At 57.1% G+C, this 23,832-nt stretch carries 19 protein-coding genes and 1 tRNA gene; 4 read left to right on the top strand and 16 right to left on the bottom strand.

Translation table 11 applies throughout. From position 1 onward, the window contains the following. Positions 1-61 precede the first annotated feature (61 nt). From truB to ACQE3D_RS09290, 6 genes are all read right to left on the bottom strand, one after another. The gene (gene truB / locus ACQE3D_RS09315; protein ID WP_313728201.1) at positions 62-973 is read right to left on the bottom strand and encodes a tRNA pseudouridine(55) synthase TruB; all 912 of its coding nucleotides are present in this window, start codon (positions 971-973) and stop codon (positions 62-64) included. Continuing rightward, on the bottom strand, positions 973-1,371 hold the full coding sequence (rbfA, locus tag ACQE3D_RS09310) for a 30S ribosome-binding factor RbfA (protein WP_313728202.1): 399 nt from the start codon (positions 1,369-1,371) through the stop codon (positions 973-975). Before rbfA ends, truB begins: the two co-directional genes overlap by 1 nt. Then, complete coding sequence (gene infB, locus ACQE3D_RS09305) at positions 1,372-4,041, bottom strand: translation initiation factor IF-2 (RefSeq protein ID WP_313728203.1); 2,670 nt, start codon at positions 4,039-4,041, stop codon at positions 1,372-1,374. It lies immediately after the preceding gene. A gap of 14 nt (positions 4,042-4,055) precedes the next feature. Continuing rightward, a complete protein-coding gene (nusA, locus tag ACQE3D_RS09300) occupies positions 4,056-5,567 on the bottom strand; it encodes a transcription termination factor NusA (protein WP_064031754.1) in 1,512 nt (503 codons plus the stop codon). After that, positions 5,557-6,042 (bottom strand): ribosome maturation factor RimP, encoded by a 486-nt coding sequence (rimP, locus tag ACQE3D_RS09295; protein ID WP_313728204.1) that lies wholly within the window; start codon positions 6,040-6,042, stop codon positions 5,557-5,559. The genes nusA and rimP overlap by 11 nt, the downstream gene beginning before the upstream one ends. A gap of 143 nt (positions 6,043-6,185) precedes the next feature. After that, positions 6,186-6,261 (bottom strand) — tRNA-Phe (locus tag ACQE3D_RS09290). Between the two features lie 404 nt (positions 6,262-6,665). Here ACQE3D_RS09290 and ACQE3D_RS09285 point away from each other — a divergent pair. Continuing rightward, positions 6,666-7,007 carry a hypothetical protein gene (locus tag ACQE3D_RS09285; RefSeq protein WP_313728205.1) on the top strand — a complete coding sequence of 114 codons (342 nt, stop codon included), beginning with the start codon at positions 6,666-6,668 and terminating at the stop codon, positions 7,005-7,007. 96 nt (positions 7,008-7,103) lie between these two features. Here the strand turns inward: ACQE3D_RS09285 and ACQE3D_RS09280 are convergent, their stop codons facing one another. Then, positions 7,104-7,277, bottom strand: a complete 174-nt coding sequence (locus ACQE3D_RS09280) for a hypothetical protein (RefSeq protein WP_157198016.1) — start codon at positions 7,275-7,277, stop codon at positions 7,104-7,106. 408 nt (positions 7,278-7,685) lie between these two features. Here ACQE3D_RS09280 and ACQE3D_RS09275 point away from each other — a divergent pair, with 408 nt between their 5' ends. Beyond that, positions 7,686-8,993, top strand: a complete 1,308-nt coding sequence (locus tag ACQE3D_RS09275) for a DUF3422 family protein (RefSeq protein ID WP_313728206.1) — start codon at positions 7,686-7,688, stop codon at positions 8,991-8,993. Between the two features lie 92 nt (positions 8,994-9,085). Here ACQE3D_RS09275 and ACQE3D_RS09270 read toward each other — a convergent pair whose 3' ends face one another. Together ACQE3D_RS09270 and ACQE3D_RS09265 are read right to left on the bottom strand one after the other, a co-directional pair. After that, complete coding sequence (locus ACQE3D_RS09270) at positions 9,086-9,796, bottom strand: (5-formylfuran-3-yl)methyl phosphate synthase (protein ID WP_313728208.1); 711 nt, start codon at positions 9,794-9,796, stop codon at positions 9,086-9,088. Further along, complete coding sequence (locus ACQE3D_RS09265; protein ID WP_313728209.1) at positions 9,793-10,356, bottom strand: DUF447 domain-containing protein; 564 nt, start codon at positions 10,354-10,356, stop codon at positions 9,793-9,795. Before ACQE3D_RS09265 ends, ACQE3D_RS09270 begins: the two co-directional genes overlap by 4 nt. Before the next feature lie 140 nt (positions 10,357-10,496). On the opposite strand from ACQE3D_RS09265, the gene ACQE3D_RS09260 reads away from it, so the two are divergent. Then, a complete protein-coding gene (locus ACQE3D_RS09260; protein WP_064031760.1) occupies positions 10,497-11,306 on the top strand; it encodes a response regulator in 810 nt (269 codons plus the stop codon). A 78-nt stretch (positions 11,307-11,384) separates the two neighbouring features. Here ACQE3D_RS09260 and ACQE3D_RS09255 read toward each other — a convergent pair whose 3' ends face one another. From ACQE3D_RS09255 to ACQE3D_RS09225, 7 genes are all read right to left on the bottom strand, one after another. Next, entirely contained in the window at positions 11,385-13,988 is a 2,604-nt protein-coding gene (locus tag ACQE3D_RS09255) for an ATP-binding protein (protein WP_313728210.1), read from the bottom strand. 17 nt (positions 13,989-14,005) lie between these two features. After that, positions 14,006-14,923, bottom strand: coding sequence for a phosphate/phosphite/phosphonate ABC transporter substrate-binding protein (locus ACQE3D_RS09250; RefSeq protein WP_313728211.1), 918 nt, complete (start codon positions 14,921-14,923; stop codon positions 14,006-14,008). Between the two features lie 133 nt (positions 14,924-15,056). After that, entirely contained in the window at positions 15,057-18,161 is a 3,105-nt protein-coding gene (locus tag ACQE3D_RS09245; RefSeq protein WP_313728212.1) for an efflux RND transporter permease subunit, read from the bottom strand. Positions 18,162-18,312: 151 nt separating this feature from the next. Then, a complete protein-coding gene (locus ACQE3D_RS09240) occupies positions 18,313-19,440 on the bottom strand; it encodes an efflux RND transporter periplasmic adaptor subunit (protein WP_313728213.1) in 1,128 nt (375 codons plus the stop codon). After that, positions 19,437-20,903 carry an efflux transporter outer membrane subunit gene (locus ACQE3D_RS09235; protein ID WP_313728214.1) on the bottom strand — a complete coding sequence of 489 codons (1,467 nt, stop codon included), beginning with the start codon at positions 20,901-20,903 and terminating at the stop codon, positions 19,437-19,439. Before ACQE3D_RS09235 ends, ACQE3D_RS09240 begins: the two co-directional genes overlap by 4 nt. Further along, the gene (locus ACQE3D_RS09230) at positions 20,900-21,553 is read right to left on the bottom strand and encodes a TetR/AcrR family transcriptional regulator C-terminal domain-containing protein (protein WP_313728215.1); all 654 of its coding nucleotides are present in this window, start codon (positions 21,551-21,553) and stop codon (positions 20,900-20,902) included. Before ACQE3D_RS09230 ends, ACQE3D_RS09235 begins: the two co-directional genes overlap by 4 nt. Before the next feature lie 405 nt (positions 21,554-21,958). Continuing rightward, positions 21,959-22,681, bottom strand: coding sequence for an MlaA family lipoprotein (locus tag ACQE3D_RS09225; protein WP_313728217.1), 723 nt, complete (start codon positions 22,679-22,681; stop codon positions 21,959-21,961). A gap of 314 nt (positions 22,682-22,995) precedes the next feature. Here ACQE3D_RS09225 and ACQE3D_RS09220 point away from each other — a divergent pair, with 314 nt between their 5' ends. After that, positions 22,996-23,670 carry a TetR/AcrR family transcriptional regulator gene (locus tag ACQE3D_RS09220; RefSeq protein WP_064031767.1) on the top strand — a complete coding sequence of 225 codons (675 nt, stop codon included), beginning with the start codon at positions 22,996-22,998 and terminating at the stop codon, positions 23,668-23,670. Positions 23,671-23,832: the final 162 nt, after the last annotated feature.

The raw sequence follows: 23,832 nt of genomic DNA, 5'->3' as shown, positions 1-23,832 counted from the left end.
ATGGCGAAGATGCGCCGCTTCCACAATAGGGTGTAGGAGCGTACGCGGTTTTCGAGGATAATCAAGCATTTCGATCATCCATCAGAAACAGTTTTCTAGGCGCTAGTTTACCATTCAATAGAATTTCGCCCAACCCCAAAAAGGTTTCGGGACCGTAGATTCTCACCGGCCCCGGCTGGCCGCCGCCGACTTCTATTTGTTGTCCCTGCCGTATCCGACCAGCCTCCTCGGCGGCCAAGGCTAGCGCCGGCACGCCGCGCAATGGCTCGTCCGGCGCGATCAAAACCGCTTGAAGCTGCTCGCTGCTCATGGCCTGCAATTGCTCAAACGTGTGGGCTTGCGCCAGGCGGAACAACCCCGCTTCGGTTCGGCGCAATGCAATCACGGTCGCGCAGCTGCCTAACGCCTGCCCCAGATCCTCGACCAAGGAACGAATGTAAGTTCCCTTCGAGCAAACCACGTCCAATGTCAGTTCCCGATCGCTAGCCGCCAATAGTGTCAGCGCATAGATAGAAACCGGCCGTGCCTTGCGTTCTATCGTCAAGCCTTCGCGCGCTAGCTCGTAAAGCTTCCGACCGTTATGCTTCAACGCCGAATACATCGGCGGGACCTGGTCTATCGCACCGGTAAAGCGGAGCAAGGCGGCTTGTAACATCGCCTCGTCAAGCACCGGAACCGGCATTTCGGCAACGATGTTACCGTCGCTGTCGCCGGTATCGGTCATCACGCCTAGCCGCATCGATACCGTATAGCGTTTGTCGTCGTCGAGCAGCAAGCCGGACACCTTGGTGGCTTCGCCGAAACAAAGCGGCAACAATCCGGTCGCCAACGGGTCCAGCGCGCCGGTGTGGCCGGCCTTGTTGGCGTTAAATAAATGCCGGACTTCCTGCAAGGCCTTATTCGACGACACGCCTTGGCGTTTATCGAGCAAGACGATGCCGTGCACGTCGCGCCCGGACTTGCGCTTTGCCATTACTCGTCCTCGGGCTTGCCGTTGTCGGACGAGTCGCACTGATCCTGCCGACCTTCCAAATCATGCAGCAATTCGGCAACGCGCATACCGGTGTCGAAGGAATGATCGTAGTAGAAATGCAGCTCGGATATATGCCTGAGCCGCATCCGTTTCGCCAACTCGTGGCGAATGAACGGCGAGATTTCATTCAATACCTTGACGTTGGCGAGCTTGGCCGTATCGTCGCCGTTTAACACCGTGATATACACTTTAGCCACCGCCAGATCCTTGGACAGCTCGACATCGTTGATCGTCACGAAACCCAGGCGAGTATCCTTGACGTCGCGCTGCAAAATCGCCGCCAATTCCTTCTGCATTTCCGAGGCAACCCGCTGACTGCGGCCGTATTCTCTCGCCATTTAGATTTCCCGTCTGACTTCGATACGCTCGAACACTTCGATCTGATCGCCGTTTTGCACATCGTTGTAGTTTTTCACGCCGATACCGCACTCCATGCCCATCTTGACTTCGGTGACGTCGTCCTTGAAGCGGCGCAAGGATTCCAACTGGCCTTCGTAAATGACCACGTTGTTCCGCAACACCCGAATCGGCAGATTGCGCTTGACGAAGCCGTCGATGACCATACATCCGGCCACCGCGCCGAATTTCGGCGAGCGGAACACGTCGCGCACTTCGGCCAAGCCGACGATTTTCTCTTGAATGTCCGGCGCCAGCATACCGCTGATCGCGCGTTTCACTTCGTCGATCGCTTCGTAAATGATGCTGTAGTAATGCAGATCGATGTCTTTTTCTTCGATCAGCTTACGCGCCACCGCATCCGCCCGCACGTTGAAACCGATCAGAATCGCATTGGACGCCAGCGCCAAATTGGCATCGCCCTCGTTGATGCCGCCAACGCCGCCGAAGATGCATTTGACCTGAACTTCGTCGGTCGACAAACTGACCAACGACTCGCGCAATGCTTCCAAACTGCCCTGCACGTCGGTTTTGATCACCACGTTCAATGTCGACGTTTCGCCGGCGGTCATCCGTGAGAATACGTCGTCCAGCTTGGAAGCACCCATCGCCGCGTGGCGGCTGGATTTCTTGCGTTCCTCGCGGTGCGCCGCCAATTCGCGAGCCACCCGTTCGTTTTGCACGACCAGCAACTCGTCGCCGGCATCCGGCGTGCCGGAAAGACCCAGAATCTCAACCGGCGTACTCGGTCCGGCGGTTTTGATGGCGTGAGCGTTTTCGTCGAACATGGCCCGAATCCGGCCGTATTCGTGACCGCACAGCACGAAGTCGCCTTTATTCAACGTACCTTTCTGGATCAGCACCGTCGCCACCGCGCCGCGGCCCTTGTCCAACCGCGATTCGATACAAACCCCGGAGGCAACGCCGTCTTTAGGCGCCGTTAATTCCAGTACTTCGGCTTGTACGATTAAGGCTTCGATCAAGTCGTCGATACCGACCCCGGTTTTTGCCGATACTTTCAGGAACTGCACGTCGCCGCCCCATTCTTCCGGCACCACGTTCAGCGTCGCCAACTCTTGCATGACCCTATCCGGGTTGGCTTCGTTTTTATCGATCTTATTCAGTGCCACGATAATAGGCACGTTCGCGGCGCGAGCATGCTCTATCGCTTCCTTGGTTTGCGGCATCACGCCGTCGTCGGCGGCCACCACCACGATCACGATGTCGGTGACTTCGGCGCCGCGCGCCCGCATCGCGGTGAACGCGGCATGGCCCGGCGTATCCAGGAAGGTGACCGCGCCGTGATCGGTTCTAACCTGATAAGCACCGATATGCTGAGTGATACCGCCCGCTTCGCCGGCGGCGACGCGGGTTTTCCGAATGTAATCGAGCAACGACGTTTTACCGTGGTCTACGTGGCCCATGATGGTAACGATGGGCGCCCTGCCGACCACTTTGACTTCGTCGGACTCGGCCATCACTTCCGCGAGCATTTCTTTCTCGAAATCGTCCTCGCTTTGCATGATCGGCTTATGCCCCATTTCCTCAACCAAGATCACCGCCGTTTCCTGATCGATAGTTTGGTTGATCGTGGTCATGATGCCCAATTTCATCAAATGCTTGATGACTTCGGCCGCCTTGACGTTCATCTTTTGCGCCAGATCGGACACGATGATAGTCTCGGGAATTGTCACTTCGTAGACCGTCGGCGCCACCGGTTTTTCGAACTTATGGCGAGCCTGAATATCCGGCTCGAAATCGGATTTGTCGCGCTTGGGTTGCGGCTTGGCCTTTTTACCCTTGCCGCGTCGCGGATCGCCGCTACGCGCGCTATCGACATCCACTTCCGGAACGGTGCCGCGGGTCGGCTTGAATTCGGCCTTTTTCTTGTGCAGTGTTTGTTGCTGCTTGGCTTCGGCCTTTTTCTTGACCTTTTCGGCGTTGCGCTGCACCGCCGCTTCGAGACGCTCTTTCTTCTCTTTTTCCAGACGCTGTTCCTCGGTCAATTCAACGACCGGGCTTTCGGCTTTCGGTTGAACAGGCTCGACGACGATTTCGGCTTCCGGTTTTTCGGCGGACACCTCGATGGCGGGCGAGACGGCAACCACCGGAGCGGCTTCCTCGACGATAGTCGGCGCGATTTCCACCGGCTGACTGTCGTCGCCGGCCGGTTGGGCTTTTAAGGCCTGCTGCTGGCGACGACGCTCTTCTTCCTCCGCCAAGCGCTTTTTCTGCTCATCCAACGCCAGTTTGGCGCGTTCGGCCTCTTTTTGGTCATCGCTGACATGCGCTTCGCTGCGCTTAATGTAAGTTTTTTGCTTACGGACCTCCACGCTGACGGTCTTGACGGCACTGCCCGGCGGCGAAGCCTGCTTCAATTCGGTTTTGGTGCTGCGCTTCAGAGTGATGCGCTTAGGCGCGGCGGCCTCCGGATCGGTTTCCGCTTTACCGTGGCGTTTGCGTAAATGGGCCAGCAACTTGAATTTTTCCTGGTCGTCTATCACGTCGTCGGGATCACTGGCGCTCAATCCGGCTTCCTTAAGCTGTTCCAAGAAACGCTCCAGAGGTATGCCGACAACCTCCGCCAACTCTCTAACTGTTTTATCGCTCATAGTGTCCTCCCGTCTCAGCCCTTGTCCTCTGCGAACCAAGATTCGCGGGCCTTCATGATTAGTTTACCAGCACGTTCTTCGTCCATGCCGGCAAAGCCGATGATATCGTCGATGGCCTGTTCGGCCAGATCGTCCAACGTGACAATGCCCTTGGCCGCCATTTCGCGAGCCAACTCTTCGTCCATGCCCTCCATCGCCAGCAATTCCTCGCTAGGCTCGGCGGTTTCGATTTTTTCTTCCGACGCGATCGCGCTGATCAACAAGGCGTCCTTGGCCCGACTGCGCAGCGCCTCGACCAATTCTTCGTCGAAACCGTCGATTTCCAGCATTTCCTCGACCGGGATGTAGGCAATCTCTTCGATGTTGTTCAAACCGACTTCGACCAAAACCGTGGCGATCTCTTCGTCCACATCCAGTTGCTCCATAAACAATTGCTTGGATTTGGCCGCCTCTTCGTCGTGGCTTTTGCCGAACTGAGCGGCGTCGATAATGTTCAGCTCCCAACCGGTCAACTCGGAGGCCAAGCGCACATTCTGGCCGCCGCGCCCGATGGCCTGCGACAGGCTGTCGGTGGCGACCGCGACGTCCATGCTGTGTTTGTCCTCGTCGACGACGATCGATTGAATCTCGGCCGGTGCCATGGCGTTGATGACGAATTGAGCCTCGTTGGCGTTCCAGAGAATGATATCGACCCGTTCGCCGGCCAATTCGTTGGAAATAGCCTGTACCCGAGAGCCGCGCATGCCGACGCAGGCACCAACCGGGTCCAGCCGCGGGTCGTTGGCGCGGACCGCGATTTTGGCCCGCGATCCCGGATCGCGGGCGGCCGCCAAAATGTCGATCAAGCCTTCGCTGACTTCCGGCACTTCCAGCCGGAATAGCGCAATCAACAACTCCGGCGCGGTACGGCTAACAAACAATTGCGGACCGCGCTGTTCGGAACGAACGGCCTTCAAGTAACCGCGCACCCGGTCGCCCATTCGGACCGGTTCCTTGGGAATCATGTCCTCGCGGGCAATATAGGCTTCGACGTGACCGCCCAAGTCCAAGTAAACGCTGCCTTTTTCGACGCGTTTGACAATACCGGTCACCAATTCCCCAACCCGGTCTTCGTAAGCTTCGACGATCTTGCGGCGCTCGGCTTCGCGAACTTTTTGAATAATGACCTGTTTGGCGGTCTGCGCGGCGATACGGCAGAACTCCACCGATTCGACTTCTTCCTCGACGTAGTCGCCAATTTGTATATTCGGCTCTTCGATCTGAGCGGCTTCCAACAGGATTTGCCAGCCCGGATGCTCGACGTCGCCGTTAATATCCGGGTTCGCCTCGACCACCTGCCAACGCCGGTAAGTCGTATAGTCGCCGGTGTGGCGATTGATTTCCACCCGCGCCTTGACCGGGTTTTCGTAACGTTTGACGGTCGCCGCTTCCAGAGCGGATTCAATGGCTTGAAAGATCAACTCCTTGTCTATGTCTTTTTCGTTAGCGAAAACATCCGCCACCAGTAAAATTTCTTTATTTGCCATTGCGACCTCCTTTATTCAGTAAATATTCGGGTACCAAGCGCGCCTTACTCATCGTGTGAAACGGAATGGCGATTAAACGTTCGCCTTCCCGTAACACGACAGCGTCGCCCTCGACCGCCTTGATTTCCCCGGTGATCCGGCGGCGTTTGTCTATCGGCTTGAACAATGCGACCTGAACGCTGCTGCCGATGTAGCGCTCGAATTGATTTAGCTTGAAAAACGGCCGATCCGCGCCGGGCGACGAAACTTCCAATTGATAATTGCCTTGTATCGGGTCCTCGACATCCAATGCGCCACTAATCTGATGACTGACCTTGCTGCAATCGTCCAATAAGATCCCGTTTTCGTGATCGATATAGATGCGCAGCATGCCGTGCTGCGGATGCGGATTGTATTCGATGCCCACGCACTCGTAGCCAAGACCTTCGACAATCGGCTCTATCAACTCGACCAAATGTTCGGGAGCTTGTTTCATGACCGCCTAACCTTTTCAAACCCAAAAAAAAAGAGCCTCAGGCTCTTCCATAAACAACCAAGAACTTGCGAGCTTCGCCATTTCGAAGACCCACAAAACAAAAAACCCCTAAAAGGGGCTTTCGAGATCCACCAACCGGAACGTGGTGCCCAGGGACAGAATCGAACTGTCGACACGAGGATTTTCAGTCCTCTGCTCTACCGACTGAGCTACCTGGGCAATGTTTTCGGCCATAAGATTTGAGATACGTAAGAACCAGCCGAACTTTCGAATCTGATTAACCGCAGCCAAACTTAAAGCGCCCATTCTACCCAAATCGGACGACCTTGCCTAGCGTTTTTTAGATAAGCAATACAAACACAACGCTGCGATCTCGACGACGCGTCGAATTGGCGAGAGATAAAGCTATCTTAAATTTCAAGAATTTAATCCTGGCGTAGCGAGCCGAGTGCCCCCGAATATAGGCTCGGTGGTTAGGTTGAGCCGAATCGCAGACCCGCAAGCAAAACCTGGATGGATTCGGTATTTTTGACTCCCCTAAAAATCCGAGTACAGGCCTAAAATCCCTTTTAATACGAACGGCCAACGCCTCCCAATCTGTTGCCGGTATGGCCGCCAACTAGATGCTAAAAGGTATCGTCGGATTAGCCGAATTCAAGCTCGATTTAGTTGGCGGAACAATCCGCCTTAAGAAGCGCCCATATGGCGAAAAAGACTCGCTGGAGCTGTGTCTGGAGGATTTTGCAGTATTTCATGACGGAGAGTCTTACCGCTTCATTATTTGCCGCGCGTGCTCGGACGAACGATGGCTGCGCAATTTGCTAGCCAAATTGATAAGTACGACCTGGAAAGTCCCGGCGATGCCGCAATTAAGCGCTCAACAGATATTGATTGCGGAGGTATTCAAAACGACGCGCCAGCATTGGAATTGGCCGATTGACTTTTCGAAATCGTTCCAAAGGTAAAACTCGGAACGCAAACTTACGGCGTTTTACAGCGGATCAACCGAATCCGCTGTAAAACAAGAACTAACCCACTTGGATTTGAGCCGATAACGCTCGTTAGGTGTTCGGGTCGCCTTGAATCGCCCGATCGATCATGTAGACGCTACCGCGAATAACCGCGGCAAATAACAACGCGGACACGACGAACTCTAAAGGTAAACCCGCTAATACGCCTGCCGATGCCAACAGTCCGATAGCAGGGCCGGGTTTTCCAATTTTCGGAATTGTCATTTTGCCTCCTAAACCGTATTTCGGTCGATGAGTGAATACGATTCCACTATATCGCCGATAGAAAATTACACAATACCGCTGGATATTGATTAATTGTTTTCATAAAAGCAACAATAAGCGGTATAAGCTTAATATTAGAACGTATCTGTTCCGGTATCCGAGCGTTGGTTCGCACAATCAATCGGCGTTCGCCCGGCATGGACCTGCTTCCCAAGGCTCATTTAGCGGAACGGACGCCGATTTCGAGCATCCACTCGTGCGGATCGGCGGCTCGAGGTGGCTTAATTGGCGGACCTTCGCTTCCATCCATGGAAGCCAGCCGGCCCGGCCGGATGCATTGAGCCGGCGAATTCCGAGTAAAATGGCTACCAACCTTGCCTAAACACTTCGACTTTTATTACAGATCTCGTGGCCAAGCTATTTCAAATCCCGCAAAACCATCCGCAACGCTTCGTGCTGCACAACGAAGTCCATGCCCGGGCGTCGTCGATTCCGCGCCTACCGGTGAGGGCCAGTTACCTAGCGCTGACTTTGTCGAACGACGAAAAAGTCCTGGAACGCCCGCACCTAAAAGCGCTGTGCGAACGTTTCGGCGTCATTCCGCCAGGCAACGACGCCGATCATTTCAGCGCCAACTTCGATGCTTTTCAGATGAGTTGGGAGCAGCACGGCGAATTCAGCACGTATACGTTTTACGCCTACGATGCCACCGATGAACCCTTCGAGGATCCGGCCTTGAGCAAAGTGCCGGTGGACTGGCTAGCCCGAATCGGCGGCCAAACCATCGTCGCCGCGCACGCCGCCGTGGTCTCGGCGGAAGAAATTCGGTATCAAGACGAAACGGACTTGTCGCCACTGACCGCTTACTTCGTCGGCAATGCCGTCGCCGGATCGAAAGTGACAGGCGGTGCCGCGTCGGTATTTACCGATTTTAGAATTCACGTCGACGGCTTCAGCCGCTTTTTGGTGGTCAACCACGAATTGAAGACCGCGCAGGCCGGTCGCTTGCTGCACCGTTTGTTCGATATTGAAGTGTATCGGGTCCTCGCCTTGTTGGCCTTCCCGATAGCCCGCAAACAGTACCCGGAACTTAAAAAGGCCGATCGCCAGCTCTACGCGATCACCAACTCGATGACCCAACCCGACGCCGACGACGCGAAACTGCTGGACGAACTGACCGCATTGGCGGCGGAGGTCGAAAACCAAATTTCCAGCCACCAGTTCCGCTTCGCCGCCGCCAGCGCCTATCACCAGCTAGTCGGCCAACGCCTGACCGATCTGCGCGAAGTGCGGATTCAAGGCATTCAAACCTTGGGAGAATTTTTAAAGCGGCGACTCGATCCGGCGATGACAACCTGCAACTCGCTCTCGCACCGCTTCAACCTGGTCTCGGAGCGGGTCAGCAACGCCAGCCAGTTGTTGCGCACCAAGGTCGACATTATCATCGAGCGGCAAAATCAAGGATTGCTGTCGTCGATGGCCCTACGCGCTAAAATGCAATTGCGCTTACAACAAACGGTCGAAAGCATTTCCATCGTCGCGATCGCCTACTACGCCGCCAGCCTGACCGGTAAAATCGCCGAAGGTTTGCACGCCGCCGGCTGGCCTATCGACCCGGCGCTGGTCGAAGCGGCCGCCATTCCGTTTATTCTGGTGATCATCGCGATCGGCACCAAACTCATCCATAAAAACATCGCCGATACGACCGACCTGTAAACGCAACTCCGATCCGCGAAATAGCGTCTTGGTGGTTGATTACACCAGCAAAAACGTTCGGCTAGGATTCACGGTACACCGATAACGACCACTCAAGCCGGACCGCAATCGACGCATCCGCCAACCTCGACTCCGGAAAATAGCGCGCGTATTGCATCAATACGAGCCGGATCCAACGCTGCCACCCGGTTGTGTTGCCGGCATAAGGCGCCGCGGAAGCCCAGATAGTCCGCCGCCAACGGCAATAAACCGGGCACGTCCGCCAATCGCAACGATCCGGCCAAGCCGGTCAGCAGTGCGTGCTCGCGTGCCAAGCTCAAAAACCGCTCGAGTCGCTCGAGGCTCTGCCAATCGGTCAGCGAGCCGCCACTTTTGTCCATCGTGTCCAGCATCACCCCGCGAAAGCCCGCTTGCGCCAGTAGCGGGACCACCGAGAAATCCGGCTGAGCGTCGGCAAACAGGACCGCTATCAGGGATTGCTTATCGGCGAATCGACCGGCGGCGGCAATGCTACCCGACCAGTCGCCGCCAGGAAACAGGCCGATCTTGACGTAATCGACGCCGGTGGCCGCCATCCCGGCCACCGCCGCGCCGACCAGATCCGGCCGCATCGGCAAATCGCCGATTGTCGCACTGACCACGGTGTCCGGTCGTAGCGCGGCAACGATCGCCGCCACGTCGGCCACGTCCAATGCACCCAATGCCCCCCTGGCCGGTTGCTTCAAATCGATGATATCGACATCCAGCGCTTCAATCAGCAACGCTTCGTCCAAGCAATCGACGCTAGCCAACATCCCGGTCATGAAGCCTCCTTGCCGCGAAAATCGGCTATCGCCGCCATCAACCAAGCCCAGGCTTCGCGCTCGACCGGGCCGGCTGTCTTATCGAGACCTATCCGCAAATAACTTAGCTCCGCATCGATTTTTTCCCACGGCAGCATACCCAGACGGCTAATCAAAATCGCCGCTTCCAACACCGCATATTGCGCCCGGTTAAAGCCGCGAAACGGTTTGTGATTGGCGGTGTATATCGCCTCGCAAAACAACTTTGGGCGATGTTCATCCTCTTCCAGACGGCTCAAGCGCACTTCGCTATGCGCCAGCGCGTCGGTCAAAAACATGCCCGCGACTTGCTCGGCCGGTGTTAGCGGCCAATCGCGGCGACCGGTAACGCAGCCGGCGAAAATCCGTACGTCGTCGCAATAATTGACGACGGCCACCCCGGTTTCCAGGATGTTGTCCAGTGTCGTCGACGGCTTGAACGGCAGAATCGCCAAGCCGCCTTCCTCGACGTGAATACCCATCGGTGCGATATGCGGACGACCCTGGCGGTTGACCGTCGTCACCACGGTTTCTTGAATCATAGGGAATAAGGTCTATTCTGAATCGGGAAATAATCACCAGTCCATCGGCCGGCGAGCGCGCAATTCTAATCGCGACGCCCGCTCTTGGGGGTAATTTATTTATCGCCGTCGCCTCGCGTCACTATTCAAGCAATGACATCATGCATGCGATCAACATAGCCGACTTATCGATTCTACTCATTGAGCCCTCCACGACTCAACTGAAAGTCATCGTCCAGCATTTACGCGGCGAGGGCGTCAGCACCATCGAAGGCGTCGGAAGCGCCGCCGACGCGTTGAAACTGCTGCAAACCGGCAGTCCGCCGGATTTAATCATCAGCAGTCTGTATTTACCCGATATGACGGCGGTCGAACTGGTCGAACAACTCCGTCACGATCCTAAACTACACACCATTCCGTTTATGCTGATCTCCAGCGAATCGAGTTTCTCGGTCCTGGACGCTATCCGCCAAGCCGGCGTGGTCGCGATTCTGCCCAAACCTTTCGCCCACGAGGACTTAAAAAATGCGCTACGGGCGACGATAGAATTCATCGATCCGCAGGAAATTAGCCTGGAGCATTACGACATCGAGAATGTCAGGGTCCTGGTCGTCGACGACAGCAATTTGGCCCGTAAGCATATTTGCCGGGTATTGAACAACATGGGCATCGTAAAAATCACCGAAGCCCGAGACGGCAAGGAAGGCGTCGAACTGTTCGAGCAAAATCAGGATGGTTTCGAATTGATCGTCACCGACTACAACATGCCGATCATGGATGGCCAGCAGTTGATCAAACACATCCGTCAGGTCCTGGGCAATTCCATCGTGCCGATTCTGATGGTCACCAGCGAAGATAACCAAACCCGCCTCAGCAACGTCCACAAGGCCGGCGTGTCGGCGATTTGCGACAAACCCTTCGATCCGCACACGGTCAAGGAAATGCTCTACCGGGTACTGGAGCCGGATTGAGCGTTGGCGGCTCGGATTCTCAAACTTGGATCAACCCAGCCCGCCGCCGGCCAAATTCCCGCGAACAGCGGCCGCCGTTTAATTCAAGGCCTGCAAGGCTTTCAAAATGGCTGGATAGTCGAAATCCTCGGCGAATTGAGTCAAGGTTTTACCCAAACCCGGATCGCTCGCGGTGATGCGGCCGATCACATCGGCGATCCGTTCCGCCTCCAGACTCTCCAAGGCTTGTGCCAACTCTTCGCGTAGCGACGCCGGCAACACCAGTAAACTGCCGGGCGTCAAAACGGCGGTTTGCTGTTCCGGCCGGAACGAACCCTCGTAAATAAAGCGGATGCCTAATTGCCGAGACAAACAATCGTAAATTTCGCTGAACCGGTAGGGCTTGCGGACAAAGTCGTCCATTCCCGATCGCAATAACTCCTCGCGCTGTTCGACGAATACCGACGCGGTGACTGCCACTATTTTGACAAGCTCGCCGCCCGGCAGGCCGCGAATGATTCGGGTCGCTTCCTGACCGTCCATGACCGGCATACGCCGGTCCATCCAGATTAAATCCGGCCGCCATTCGCGAAATAGCGCTACCCCGCGCTCGCCGTTCTCGGCGACCCTGACCGGCAAACCGACCGACTCCATGAGCTTGCTCAACAACAATTGATTTTCGATCTGGTCCTCGACGATCAAGATACGATAATTCGGCTGTCCGGGTACCAAGCCGACCACGTTGGCCGGCTCTCGGCGCGGCGAACTGAGTACGTCGGCTTCGTCCGCCTCGATCAGCGGCAGATCGACTGCGAATATAGAACCCACCCCAGGGCTGCTGCGCAATTCCAATTTGCCACCCATTAACCGCACGAACTGACGGGTGATCGTCAAACCCAATCCCGTGCCCTTGTTGGCGCCCTGCTCGCCCAATTGTTCGAACGGCTCGAACACCCGTTGCTGGTCGCGCGGCTCGATACCGGGACCGGTGTCTTCGATTTCGATCAGTAGGTGCGAGGTACTGTTCTCCCGCACACCCAAGCGCAAGATCACCCCGCCTTGCTCGGTGAATTTAACCGCATTCCCGACCAAGTTAATCAACACTTGGCGCAAATGCGCCTGATCGCCAACCACGTAACGCGGAAACCGCGACGACTGATCGACCAACAAGCGCAAGCCCTTTTCCTTGGCGCGAATGTCCAGCATCTCGGTGATATCGCGAATCAAACCACCCAAATCGAAAGCGACGTTTTCCAATTGAAACCGACCGGCCTCGATCTTGGCCATTTCCAGTACGTCGTTGATTAGATTTAGCAAATGTTCGCCGCTGCGGTTAATAATGTCCAAATTCATACGCTGATCGTCGCGCAATTGCGGATCGCCGCGCATCACATTGGAAAAGCCCATAATGGCGTTCAGCGGCGTGCGCAACTCGTGGCTCATATTTGCCAGAAAAGTGCTCTTGGCCTTGTTGGCGGTTTCGGCGGCATTGCGGGCCAACACCAAATCCGCGGTGCGCTGCTGCACTTCGTCCTCGAGATGGTCTTTATAACGCCGGAGTTGCTCGGCATTCCGCATCCGCTCGGTCATGTCGATGAAGATCGCCAACACGTCATCGCCCAATACCACGCCGGCAATATCCATGACCCGCACGTCACCGTTTTTGCAAGTCACCCGGTATTCGCGCGGACGAATACTCTCGCCGCTCTCGATGGCTTCTTGAACGGCCGCATCCCAGGTAGCCATAGCCCAGATTCGGTAGTCCGGATCCGGGTAGGCCTTTTGGAACCAATCATCCAACGTCGGAATATCGGCGCGCGAGTATCCGAACAATTCCGCGAAGCAATCGTTGAACTCCCGGATCACACCGTCCTTGTCGGCCGAACCCAATGGTATCGGCATGACTTGCACCAATCGGCGAAAACGCGCCTCGCTGGCGAATTTGGCGGCTTTTTCGGACTCGATCGCATCCAGCATACGATAGAGATGGCGTGCCAAAACGCCAACCTCGTCTCGACGGGTCAGCGCCTCGCGCCGAAAGGTCCGACCATGCTCGGCATCGATCGCGACGGTCATCAAGTGATTCAGGCCGCGGGTCAATCCCCTCGACAGCGCGGTTGCAATCACGACGATGCTCAGCAACAACAATCCGGCAATCCCCAAGCCGGCAAAGGCCAACGAGCGCAGTTCACGGATTTTACCGACCCGGCTCAATTCGACTCTCAGCCAACCGATCGGTGCGTTGTTGGCCTTGATCGGGACCGCGACATCGATCAAGTCATCCCGATTCAAAAGGACTTGCGGCTCCGCGGACCGGCCTAACAAACTCAGACTGACCGGATCGGTGAAATATCGGCCGATATACTCAGGCCGAGTAGAGGCCAAGACTTCTCCGCGCGGCGAAATGACAACGGCAAAACTCAAATCGGTGGTTTCCGCCGCCCCTTTCAAGACTTCTTGCAAGCCGGCCAGGTCGTTGGCCAACACCCACGAAGCGCTACCGAAGGCCAGCGTCCTGGCCAACTCGAACGCGCTTCGCTGACCTTGCTCATATAAAAATTCGCGTTGCGCCGATAACAATAATATTCCGGCACCGGCGACTGTCGCCAAAGCCGCCAGCGAAAACGACCAAACCATCTGGCGACGGATAGAACGCCCCCAAAAGCTGTGCGCGCCGGACAGCAACTCGCTTAGCCCTTTCATCGAAATTTGTCGTTCATTCAGTCTAACGGCCTCACCGCGCTCGAAAATTTCACCAGAAAATCGCGAACCGGCCGGTAGGTCTCGGCGTCGGCCACTTCGAAACGCGATACCGGCAAACCAGCCAGAATCGCTCTGCCCTCCTCGCTATCCTGCAATGCCAGCAATTCCTCGGCGAAGCGTCCGGCCAGCCCACCCGGAATATCCGCGCGAACGACCCAGGCGTTATTCGGTAGCGTATCCGTCCGCCATTTCACTTCCAATTCGGCGGCCTGCTCCGGACGCTGTTTGGAAAAGCTGGCCCAAGGCACCGGCCAAGTCGCGCCGGCGGCGACGTGGCCGAGCAATACGTTGATAATCACCGACTCTTGCGATCCGACGTAGCGATTCTCGATGTCGCGGTTAACGTCGATACCGTGGGTCTGCAAAAAATATTGCGGTAACATCGTCGCCGCCAACGCAGTCGGAGCAGGATAAGCCACCGCCTTGCCTTTCAAATCGCTTAGCTCACGGATCCCGCCATCCTTGCGTACCAAGATGATGCCGCGAAAGTTCTCGTCGTCGGCCATTTTGGCGAAGATTCGATAGCCGTGTTGCAGAGCCTCGACCGATTGATAGGGGTTAGGCATCGCGAACGCAAAATGGCCCGCATACAGTTTTTTGTCGAATTCTTCATAATTGCGCGAAGCTTCCAGCTTGAAGCGGGCGTCGGGCAGGTACCGGTTCATATGATCTACGATGGGGCCGTATATTTCCGTCAAGCGTTGCGGATTATGCAAGGGATGGATGCCGACGACATATTCGACGATTTCCGTCGGCACATCGCTCAGACTAGGACTATAAGCCGGTTCTTCAGCGCGCTGACAAGCCATCGCCGTTAACGACAGCAATAGCCACGATCTACCGCGCCTTAACATGCGACTTAGCATGGTTGGCATCCCGATCCCCCCAAGAGTTTCAATTCACGCCGGTCTTCCATACCCTACGTTGACTAAGGATAGTCTAAGCGGCCACCAACGACGCCACCCGGACTTCGGTGATAGCCGCCGCCCGCGCACCGTTGGCGAGACGTCAACGCGCCGGCGATCCCCGCCAAACCGGCCGGAGCCGTAACCGCGCTAACCAAACCAAGCCGCGACGTAGCGTGCCCATCAAATCGTCGATCGCGGTATACGCCACCGGAATCACCACCAGACTCAACGCGGTCGACGTCAGCAAGCCGCCGATCACGGTAATCGCCATCGGCGCCCGGAAACTCGGGTCGGCGCCCAGACCCAGCGCGATCGGCAGCATGCCGGCACCCATCGCGATCGTCGTCATCAGAATCGGTTGCACCCGCTTACGGCAACTATCGATCACCGCGTCCAGCCGGCTCATGCCACGCTCGCGGCGGGCAATCATCGCGTATTCGACCAGTAGGATAGAGTTCTTGGTGACCACGCCCATCAGCATCAACAGCCCGATCACGCTAGGCATCGCGAAGCTGCCGCCAGTCATCAGCAAGGCCAGGAAGGCTCCGCCCAGCGACAACGGCAACGCACCGAGTATCGTCACCGGTTGGCTGAAGTCGCCGAACAACAGCACTAAAACCACGTAAATGCACAGCACGCCAATCGCCATCGCCCCGCCAAAACTGCCAAACAACTCGTTCATCCGTTGCGCATCGCCGGATTCTATCGTGCGCACGCCGGCCGGCAGGTTTTGCATGGTCGGTAATTGCATGACTTCGGCCAACACGTCGCCGACCACGCGCTCGCCCAACTCGATTTCGAAGGTGGTGTTGCGCATCCGGTCCAAGCGATCGATCTGCTGCAAGCCACCGGCCAGACGAATGTCGGCCAAGGTCGCCAAACTGACGCTGCCGGCGCGTCCAGCCACCCGCAGTTGGCCGATTTCGTCGAGACTGTGGCGCACGGACTCGGCCAGCCGCACCCGAATCGGGATTTGCCGTTGCGGCAGATTCAGCTTGGCCATCACGTTGGCATAGTCGCCGTAACTGGCGACCCTAACCACTTCGGCCAAGGCCTCGACCGTGACGCCCAATTCGGCGGCCTTGTTGAAATCCGGGGTAATCTGAATCTCCGGGCGTTGCAAACTAGCGCTCGACGTAATGTTGCCCAGGCCGCGCACTTGCCTCAGTTCGAGTTCGACCGCGTCGGCGGCCCGGCGCAAGGCTTGCGGATCGTCGCTAGCCAGCGTCAGTTGCAGCTTTTCGCCGCTACCGCCACTGCCGACGGCCACGCGCACGCCGGGCAAATCGGCCAGTTTGTCGCGTATGGCCGCCTCAATCGTGGTTTGAGTATACGGGCGTTCGGTACGGTCGCGCAGGCTTAGGGTTAAGGTGGCCTTGCGCACTTCGTAGTTTGTGCTGGCGGCATCCGGACCACCACCGCCACTGCTGGAAACGCCATCCGCCGTAAAGACTTGGGTGACGTCCGGCAACTCGCGCAAACGGCGTTCGGCCTCGGCGGCGATTCGGCGGGTTTGCGCCAGCGTGCTGCCCGGCGGCAATTCCAGCGAAACCTTGGTTTGACTGTTGTCGGAAGCCGGTACGAAACCCTTGGGCAATAAGGGCATCAGGCTCAGCGAACCTGCCACGAACGCCACCACGCCGACGCCAACCAGCCAGCGATGGCCTAGGCACCAGTCCACCACCTTCAGATAAGCCCGCATAGCCGGATTATCGCCACTGTCGCGTTCCGGATGCGGTTTCAACCAATAGGCCGCCATCATCGGCGTCAGCAAGCGCGCCACCAATAACGAGGCCAATACCGCCGCCGCCGCGGTCATGCCGAATTGACGAAAGAATTTGCCGGGTACCCCGTCCATGAACGCGGTCGGCAAGAACACCGCCACCAAGGTAAAGGTGGTGGCGATCACCGCGAAGCCGATTTCGTCGGCGGCGTCCATTGCCGCCTGTAGCGGCGTCTTACCCATCCGTAAATGACGCACGATGTTTTCGATTTCGACGATGGCATCGTCCACCAAAATCCCCACCACCAGCGCCAAGGCCAGCAACGACAGAATGTTCAGACTAAAACCGAAATACCACATTGCCGCGAAAGTCGGCAGGATGGACAAGGGCAACGCGACCGCCGCGACCAGCGTCGCCCGCCAGTCCCGCAAAAACCACCAAACCACGACCACGGCCAGGAAGGCCCCTTCGTACAGCAAATGCATCGAGCCGGTATAGTTGTCCTCGACCGGCTGGACGGTGTCGAAGGCCTCGCGGATGCTCACTTGCGGATGATCGGCGCCAAACTCGGCCAGTGCCGCGCGCACCGCTTCCGCCACGGTCACTTCGCTGGTGCCTTTATTGCGGACGATATCGAAGCCGATGACCGGCCGGCCGTCGAGGGTCGCGTAAGTGGAACGTTCGGCGATGGTATCGCTGATGTCGGCAATTTGATCCAGCTTGATGTGGCTGCCGTTGGCGAGCGGTATATCGAGGTTGCGCAGCTCGCCGGCCGTCGCCACCCGGCCCAAGGTACGCACCGCCTGCACGCCGCCGCCGATGTCGCCGCGACCGCCGGACGCATCCTGCTGGACTTTTTTCAGCTGCGTCGCCACTTCGCTAACCTGCGCGCCCAAGCCGGCCATCCGTACCGGATCGAGATCGACGTGGACCTCGCGATCGACCCCGCCGGTGCGCGTCACCCTGCCGACGCCGTTGACCGCTAGTAAACGCTTGCTGACATCGTTATCGACGAACCACGACAGTGCCGCTTCATCCATATTCTCGGCGCTGACCACATACGTCAGAATGGCGTTACCGGCCGTCGTGGTCTTGGAGATAATGGGCGCGGCCATCGCCGACGGCAATTCGGCGCGGACGCCATCCACCGCGTTGCGCACTTGGTTCAACGCCTCCTCGGAGTTCTTGTCGATGTTGAACTCCACCTTAATCGCCACCGAGCCGTCGGTGATCGTGGTGCGCACGTGCTCGACGCCGCCGATAGCGGCGATCTTATCCTCGATCTTGCGCGCCACTTCGGTTTCCAATTGCGCCGGCGCCGCACCTTCCAGCGTGGCGGCGACGGTGATGATAGGCACTTCGATGTCCGGGAAGTTTTGTTTGCCTAATTGCTTGAGACCCATGCCGCCCAGGATGGACAGCACCGCGAACAACAATAGACTGGGTACCGGCTTGCGGATGGCCCATGCGGAAAAGTTCATGATTTTGCTCCCACGCCCAAGACCGCGATACGGTGCTTGGACATTGATAAATAGCGATGCGCTCGGCATCGCGGCTGAAAAAGTCGCCGTTGGCAGGCGGATGGTCCGGCGTCAGGCCGGCGCGCTACCGGGCGGACTGCTTCGGCGCGGTTCAGGTTTTAGGCGTTACGTTGACGATGTCGCCATCCTTCAAAAACGCCCCGCCACCGGCGATCAAACTGGCATCGCCGGAGATGCCTTCGCGGATTTCCACCCAGTCGCCGACTCGGCGGCCGGTGACGACGCTACGTTGAATCACCGACCTGGCGGTTTGGTCCGCCGAGCCGGAGGGCTTGGCGATTTCGAACAGGTAATCGCGGCCGTCCCGCAAGACCAACGCGGTCTGCGGCACGACCAAGGCGGTTTGCGCGCCGACGACGATGCTGCCTTGCAAATACATGCCCGGCTTGGCCCCGGCGTTGGGAATATCGACGTAAACCAGCGCGTTGCGGGTGTTGTCGTCCACGGTCGGCGCGGTCATCCGCACATTGCCGATCACACCGCCGCCGTCGGGCAAGCTCAATTCCACCGCTTGGCCGACGCGGATTTGCGCAAGCTGTTGGGCATTGACCTCGGCCCGCCACTCCACCCGCCCCTGGCGCACCAGCCGGAACAACTCGGTCCCGGCCGCCACCACGTCGCCCAGGCCGGCGCCGCGCGCCGAAATCACGCCGTCGTCCGGCGCGACGATATGAGTCTGGCTCAAGCGGATCCGCTGATTTTCCAGCTCCGCTTGCGCCAAGGCCAGATCGGCGCGGGCGGTTTGCTCGGCAATCACGTATTCGTCGATTTTTTGCGACGACAAGGCGCCGCTATCTTGAATTTCGCGGGCGCGGGCGGCATCGGCCTGGGCCTTAGCGAGAGTGGCCCGACTCTTGTCGACGTTCGCTTGTTGTTTGTGCAATTCGGCGAGGACAGTGTCGTCGGCCAACACCGCCAAGTCCTGACCGCGCTTAACCCGGCTGCCGACGTCGACTAATATTTGCTTGATGCGCAGACTGCCGATTTCGGCGCCGATTTTGGCTTCTTGCCAAGCCGCCACTGCGCCGTTGACCTTAATAGCCACCGGCCACTCCTGTCTAGTCGGTACCAGCGTTTCGACCGCCAGCACCGCCTTGGATTTAGCGGCGACCGCCGCCGGCGCCGGCGCGCTGGTCAGAGCCGGTAACGCAATGCTTAGACCGGCCAAGGTTAACCCGGCAATCCAGGTCGGTATCGAAAATGTTTGGCTGATATTCATAATGACTCCTCGCGCTGGGTGTCGCCGGCGCTTAATTGCGTGTCCTGGGCGCGCCAACCGCCGCCCAGCGCCTTGTACAACGCGATCCAATACTGAACGCGATTTTGTTGTTGGGTAATGTGACTGATTTCTTGGGTGATCATCTGGCCGCGCGCGTCCTCCAGCGACAGCAGACTAAGACCGCCTGACCGCCAGTTGAGCTCGGCCGCGCGAAAATACTGGCGATATTGCTCGGCGCTACGGCCTTCCACGCGTTCCCGTTGCTCGGCACCGCTCAGATTGACCAGGGCTTGCTCGACTTCCTTGACCGCGCTGCGAATGTCGCTCCGGTAGGTAGCCAGCGCGCTGGCATAAGCCGCTTCTGCGCTATCGACCTTCGAACGCAATTCGCCGCCGTCGAAGATCGGCAAGGTAACGGTCGGTCCGATCGACCAGGTGTTGCTGCTCAAGGTCAATCCGGTGGTTTCGGTTTTGCGCTTGCCGATAGAACCGGTCAGGCTGACGCTGGGATAGCGTTTGGCGACCGCGTTGCCGATGTCGGCGCTGGCCGCCGCCAACTTACGCTCGTCGGCGGCCAAATCCGGCCGCTGGGTCAGCAAATCGGCCGGCACACTATCCACTTGAAATTGCGCGGGTACCGGTATGCCTCCGCCAGCCGCCAGCCAAGCGCGTAAATCGGCTTCCGCCAGACCGGTCAATGCCACCAAGGCCTTAACGGTGTTGTCGCACTCCGTGCGTTGAGCGATCAGACTGGATTCGCTGGCATGCAAGCTGGCGTCGGCCAAGACCGCGTCGGCAGGCGACGAAAATCCCGCACCGGCCAGCACGCCGGTCAAGCGCGCGGTGTCTTGTTTGGAAGCGATCGCGTTTTGATAGGCGGTCGCCGTCAGTTGACAGGCCCGGTAACTGACGTAATCGCTCGCTACCTCGGCCGCCAAACTCACTTTAGCGTTGTGCAGCGTCAATTCGGCCGCCGCCAGTCGGGCCTGCTCGGCCTGCCGGTTGAAGGCGAACTTGCCGAATAAATCCAACTCCCAACTGGCATCGAGACTACCGGACAAAATTTGAGTAATGCCGGTATTGAAACTCGAGCCGCTAGTGCTGGTGGTTTGCGCGCCGGTGCCGGTGGTGGTGCCACCCTTGGAGCGAGTGAAAGAGCCTTTGGTGGTCAAGCTGGGCATGCCGCCCGCCTCCGCGCCGGCCAGGCTGGCGCGCGCCGACGCGATATTCGCCACGGCTTGCTCCAGCGTCGGATTATCCTGTTCGGCGGCCTGGAGCAAACGGCTCAACACCGGATCGTTGAACTGGCGCCACCAGTCCAGCCGCTCCGCCGCGCCGGCGGCTTCGGTCCTTTGGGCTTGCCATTGGGCAGGCGTGTCGATGCTCGGCCGGACATAGTCGGGAAACACGCTGCATCCGGCCGACGCGCCGCCGGCCAGAATAGTCAATAAGGCCGCTCTCACGCAGACCTCCCGTCGGCAATGCCGAACAAAAACACCTTAACGACAAATTCCACGTGGGCGCGGGCATCCCAGTCGGCAGCCAGGCAACCGAATAGCGCCTTGTTTCTCGGCTCGGCAACCAACATTTCCAAGAACAGGGCCGCCGCGCGCTGACGCTCTGAAGCGGATAACCCGCTTATCTCGCCGTGGCCGCGCAAATATTCGGCAATCATTTGGTAAATCCGTTGAGGACCGCTGGTTTCGATCAAATCGCTCAGCTCCGGAAATTGCCGCGCCTCGGCAACGCCCATGCGGTAAAACGAGATCATGTCGGGCTGCATGACTTTAGCCAGCAATGTTTCGCCGAGCGCGGTCAAACCCTCGCTGCAAGACATCGTCGCCAAGCCATCGATACGCTGCAGTTCGGAAATATCGGTTTCGACCAAGCGGTCCACCGAAGCCAGCATCAATTCGGCTTTGTTTTTATAGCGTTCGTAAATGGTTCGGGTCGAAGCCCCGGCCGCCGCCGCAATTTTAGCGATACTGGTGTTGGCATAGCCCTCGCGCATGAACAGCGCCAGAGCCTGATCCAGCAGATAGTCGTTCCGCTCGGTTTCGGTACCGGCTCTCGGCCGCCCTACTTTGGGTTTGTTCATCGTTTCCGCTGCCATAATTTGCTCCGGGGAAATAAAAATAAAATGTTTCGTTTTTATTATTCCCGAAAAATTGCGTTCCGACAAGCACTCCACCATAAATTTTTTGATCGGTCTCTGAAAATTGACACTTTTCGGTGCTGTCAAATGACGTGATGCTGGCGCGAGGGTGTTATGACTAGACCGACTTCCGATTTACTATGAAAGTCAATGGATGCACCACCCAGGGTGTCGGAACGCTGTCAATCGCGGCTAAAACCGCTGCTACGCAATGGCTGTCATTTACCGGGGAGATGCAGCGGTTTCATGATCGTTAGCTTGGAAAAAGATGGTTGACGAAATCCGGGATAGTCGTTTGGTAACTAGAATACGGGGTTATGCAGATGGCAATTCCGATCTGGCTCCAATGCCCCTCAAGTACCGTCACTCCGAGGAACCGTTGAGTTCCAATGGCACCGTTTCCTGGACGCCGCCTATTTCAACCGCATAGCTTTTTCTCGAAAAATAAGCATTTTTGAAAAACTCGTAACGATCGATCGCCGCTTCATCGATGATTTTTCCCTTTTCCAAATTGTCTGCCCGTTTATCTATGGCGCGGACCGCTCCCGATAACCCTGATACGGCAAAAGACGCACCAAGGTAAGTGGTCGGGTTAAACGCGGCGTCGCCCGCTATCCCCCCAAGGCCGCGCGTCGAACTTGGACCGACCAACGGCAACACCAAGTAAGACCCGGTATCCATTCCCCATACAGCAAGCGTTTTGTCGAAACTTTCGTCGTGCTTGGGTAGATCCAGCATGGCGCCTACATCGATGAAGCCACCTAAGCCAGCGGTACTGTTGATCAAAAATCGAGCACCATCCTCGCCCGATTGGGAAAAATTGCCTTGCAGAGCATCGTTGGCAATCACGCCGATTTCGCCAATGTTGCTAAAGAAATTGCTAATCCCTTGATCGGCAAAATCTGGCATCAACCACTTGTAGCCCTCCGCCACCGGTTTCATCACATAATCATCCAAACCGTCGTTAAACGATTGAACTTTTCTGTTGTAGTTTTCGTACGGGTCTCTAGGGTCCGTTGTCGGCGTTGAAGCGCAAGCGGATAACAAAGCCAGCGCGCCGACTGCGCAAAATGTTTCAGTTCTCATACAGTGCATAGCGATTAATCCTCATGGGACAGGTTGAGTAAAAAGCAAGAGCGACTTAAAAGTCTTCCCTCTAAAACACAATCAGCGCGATTTCGGGGGTGCGAGGCGACAACTCAGGTATTCGAGCCTGGTTGTTTCGCGGCTCGATACGAAGCTCTAGGATTCATTGAAATCAGTTTTCACATCTTTCGCTTCAGCATAGGAGTGTCATGTCGCGCAATAACTAAACTGAACGGTATGGTTAATATTAAATTTGACAGATTCCTTTTGTCAAGCAAAAATGAACTCATTGGTTTAGTTAAGGAGTCCCCCCGTTGAGAAAAAAAAGCCCTGAACGTCGCCAGACTATCTTGGAGGCGGCAAAGATTGCATTTGAGAAATTAGGTTTCGAAGGCGCGACGATGTCGGATATCGCAACGTTGGCCTGCGTATCGAAAGCGACTGTTTACGGCTACTTCAGCTCCAAGAACGAGCTATTCCTGGAATTGGTGGAGTCTTCCGCAGACCACCACAAGGGAATGTTTCAGAAAATTTACGAAGGCGAATCGGCGTATCTTTACAACGATGAATTGCGCTTAACGGTTGCGCTGCTTCAACCATCGGAGAACGTTGCCTCCACTTTAAAACTGGTTGGAGAGCGCGTGCTGAGTACGTTCTTCACGCCGGAAAAACTGGCGGTGAGGCGCATGATTATCGCCGCGTCCGGCAGTGGGGATGTCGGCCGACTGTTTTTCGAGCGCGGCCCAGGTGTAGGCATGAAATATTTGGAAGACTATTTTGCCGCAGCCATCAAGGCCGGTCGGTTGCGTCCCGCCGAGCCCCGCGTGGTTGCGGCCCACTTTCGCGGACTGTTGGAGTCGGAAGTGTCTGAACAGTGGTTGATGAACATCTTGAATGAACTGCCGCCTGACCTGATTCATGATGTCGTCGAGCGCGCCGTCGACGTTTTCATGAGAGCGTACGGCCCGGAGCGCGACCAAAATAACTAAGCATAGGGTCTTGGCAATTGGCACGGCCGCTTGTTGGTGGGTGTATCACGCGGGCGCTAAACATTCTTACGCTCCCAACCATAAATTCGCCTGGAGGCACTATCCGTCGGGCCGTCCAGCATTACCCGAGTCGTCTGGTTGTAGACCATTTTGGCGATATAC

This window comes from Methylomonas sp. MS20 (assembly GCF_050275925.1).
GTDB classification, from domain to species: domain Bacteria; phylum Pseudomonadota; class Gammaproteobacteria; order Methylococcales; family Methylomonadaceae; genus Methylomonas; species Methylomonas koyamae_A.
Note: the sequence above shows the minus strand (reverse complement) of the source record. Positions and strands in the feature narration are given on the sequence as shown.

Excerpts from the sequence above, each read along its gene's own strand:
- infB (WP_313728203.1), bottom strand. The coding sequence starts at position 4,041 with ATGAGCGATAAAACAGTTAGAGAGTTGGCGGAGGTTGTCGGCATACCT.
- ACQE3D_RS09285 (WP_313728205.1), top strand. The coding sequence starts at position 6,666 with ATGCTAAAAGGTATCGTCGGATTAGCCGAATTCAAGCTCGATTTAGTT.
- ACQE3D_RS09270 (WP_313728208.1), bottom strand. The coding sequence starts at position 9,796 with ATGACCGGGATGTTGGCTAGCGTCGATTGCTTGGACGAAGCGTTGCTG.
- ACQE3D_RS09255 (WP_313728210.1), bottom strand. The coding sequence starts at position 13,988 with ATGAAAGGGCTAAGCGAGTTGCTGTCCGGCGCGCACAGCTTTTGGGGG.
- rbfA (WP_313728202.1), bottom strand. The coding sequence starts at position 1,371 with ATGGCGAGAGAATACGGCCGCAGTCAGCGGGTTGCCTCGGAAATGCAG.
- ACQE3D_RS09280 (WP_157198016.1), bottom strand. The coding sequence starts at position 7,277 with ATGACAATTCCGAAAATTGGAAAACCCGGCCCTGCTATCGGACTGTTG.
- nusA (WP_064031754.1), bottom strand. The coding sequence starts at position 5,567 with ATGGCAAATAAAGAAATTTTACTGGTGGCGGATGTTTTCGCTAACGAA.
- ACQE3D_RS09250 (WP_313728211.1), bottom strand. The coding sequence starts at position 14,923 with ATGCCAACCATGCTAAGTCGCATGTTAAGGCGCGGTAGATCGTGGCTA.
- ACQE3D_RS09230 (WP_313728215.1), bottom strand. The coding sequence starts at position 21,553 with ATGGCAGCGGAAACGATGAACAAACCCAAAGTAGGGCGGCCGAGAGCC.
- rimP (WP_313728204.1), bottom strand. The coding sequence starts at position 6,042 with ATGAAACAAGCTCCCGAACATTTGGTCGAGTTGATAGAGCCGATTGTC.
- truB (WP_313728201.1), bottom strand. The coding sequence starts at position 973 with ATGGCAAAGCGCAAGTCCGGGCGCGACGTGCACGGCATCGTCTTGCTC.
- ACQE3D_RS09260 (WP_064031760.1), top strand. The coding sequence starts at position 10,497 with ATGCATGCGATCAACATAGCCGACTTATCGATTCTACTCATTGAGCCC.
- ACQE3D_RS09225 (WP_313728217.1), bottom strand. The coding sequence starts at position 22,681 with ATGAGAACTGAAACATTTTGCGCAGTCGGCGCGCTGGCTTTGTTATCC.
- ACQE3D_RS09240 (WP_313728213.1), bottom strand. The coding sequence starts at position 19,440 with ATGAATATCAGCCAAACATTTTCGATACCGACCTGGATTGCCGGGTTA.
- ACQE3D_RS09245 (WP_313728212.1), bottom strand. The coding sequence starts at position 18,161 with ATGAACTTTTCCGCATGGGCCATCCGCAAGCCGGTACCCAGTCTATTG.
- ACQE3D_RS09265 (WP_313728209.1), bottom strand. The coding sequence starts at position 10,356 with ATGATTCAAGAAACCGTGGTGACGACGGTCAACCGCCAGGGTCGTCCG.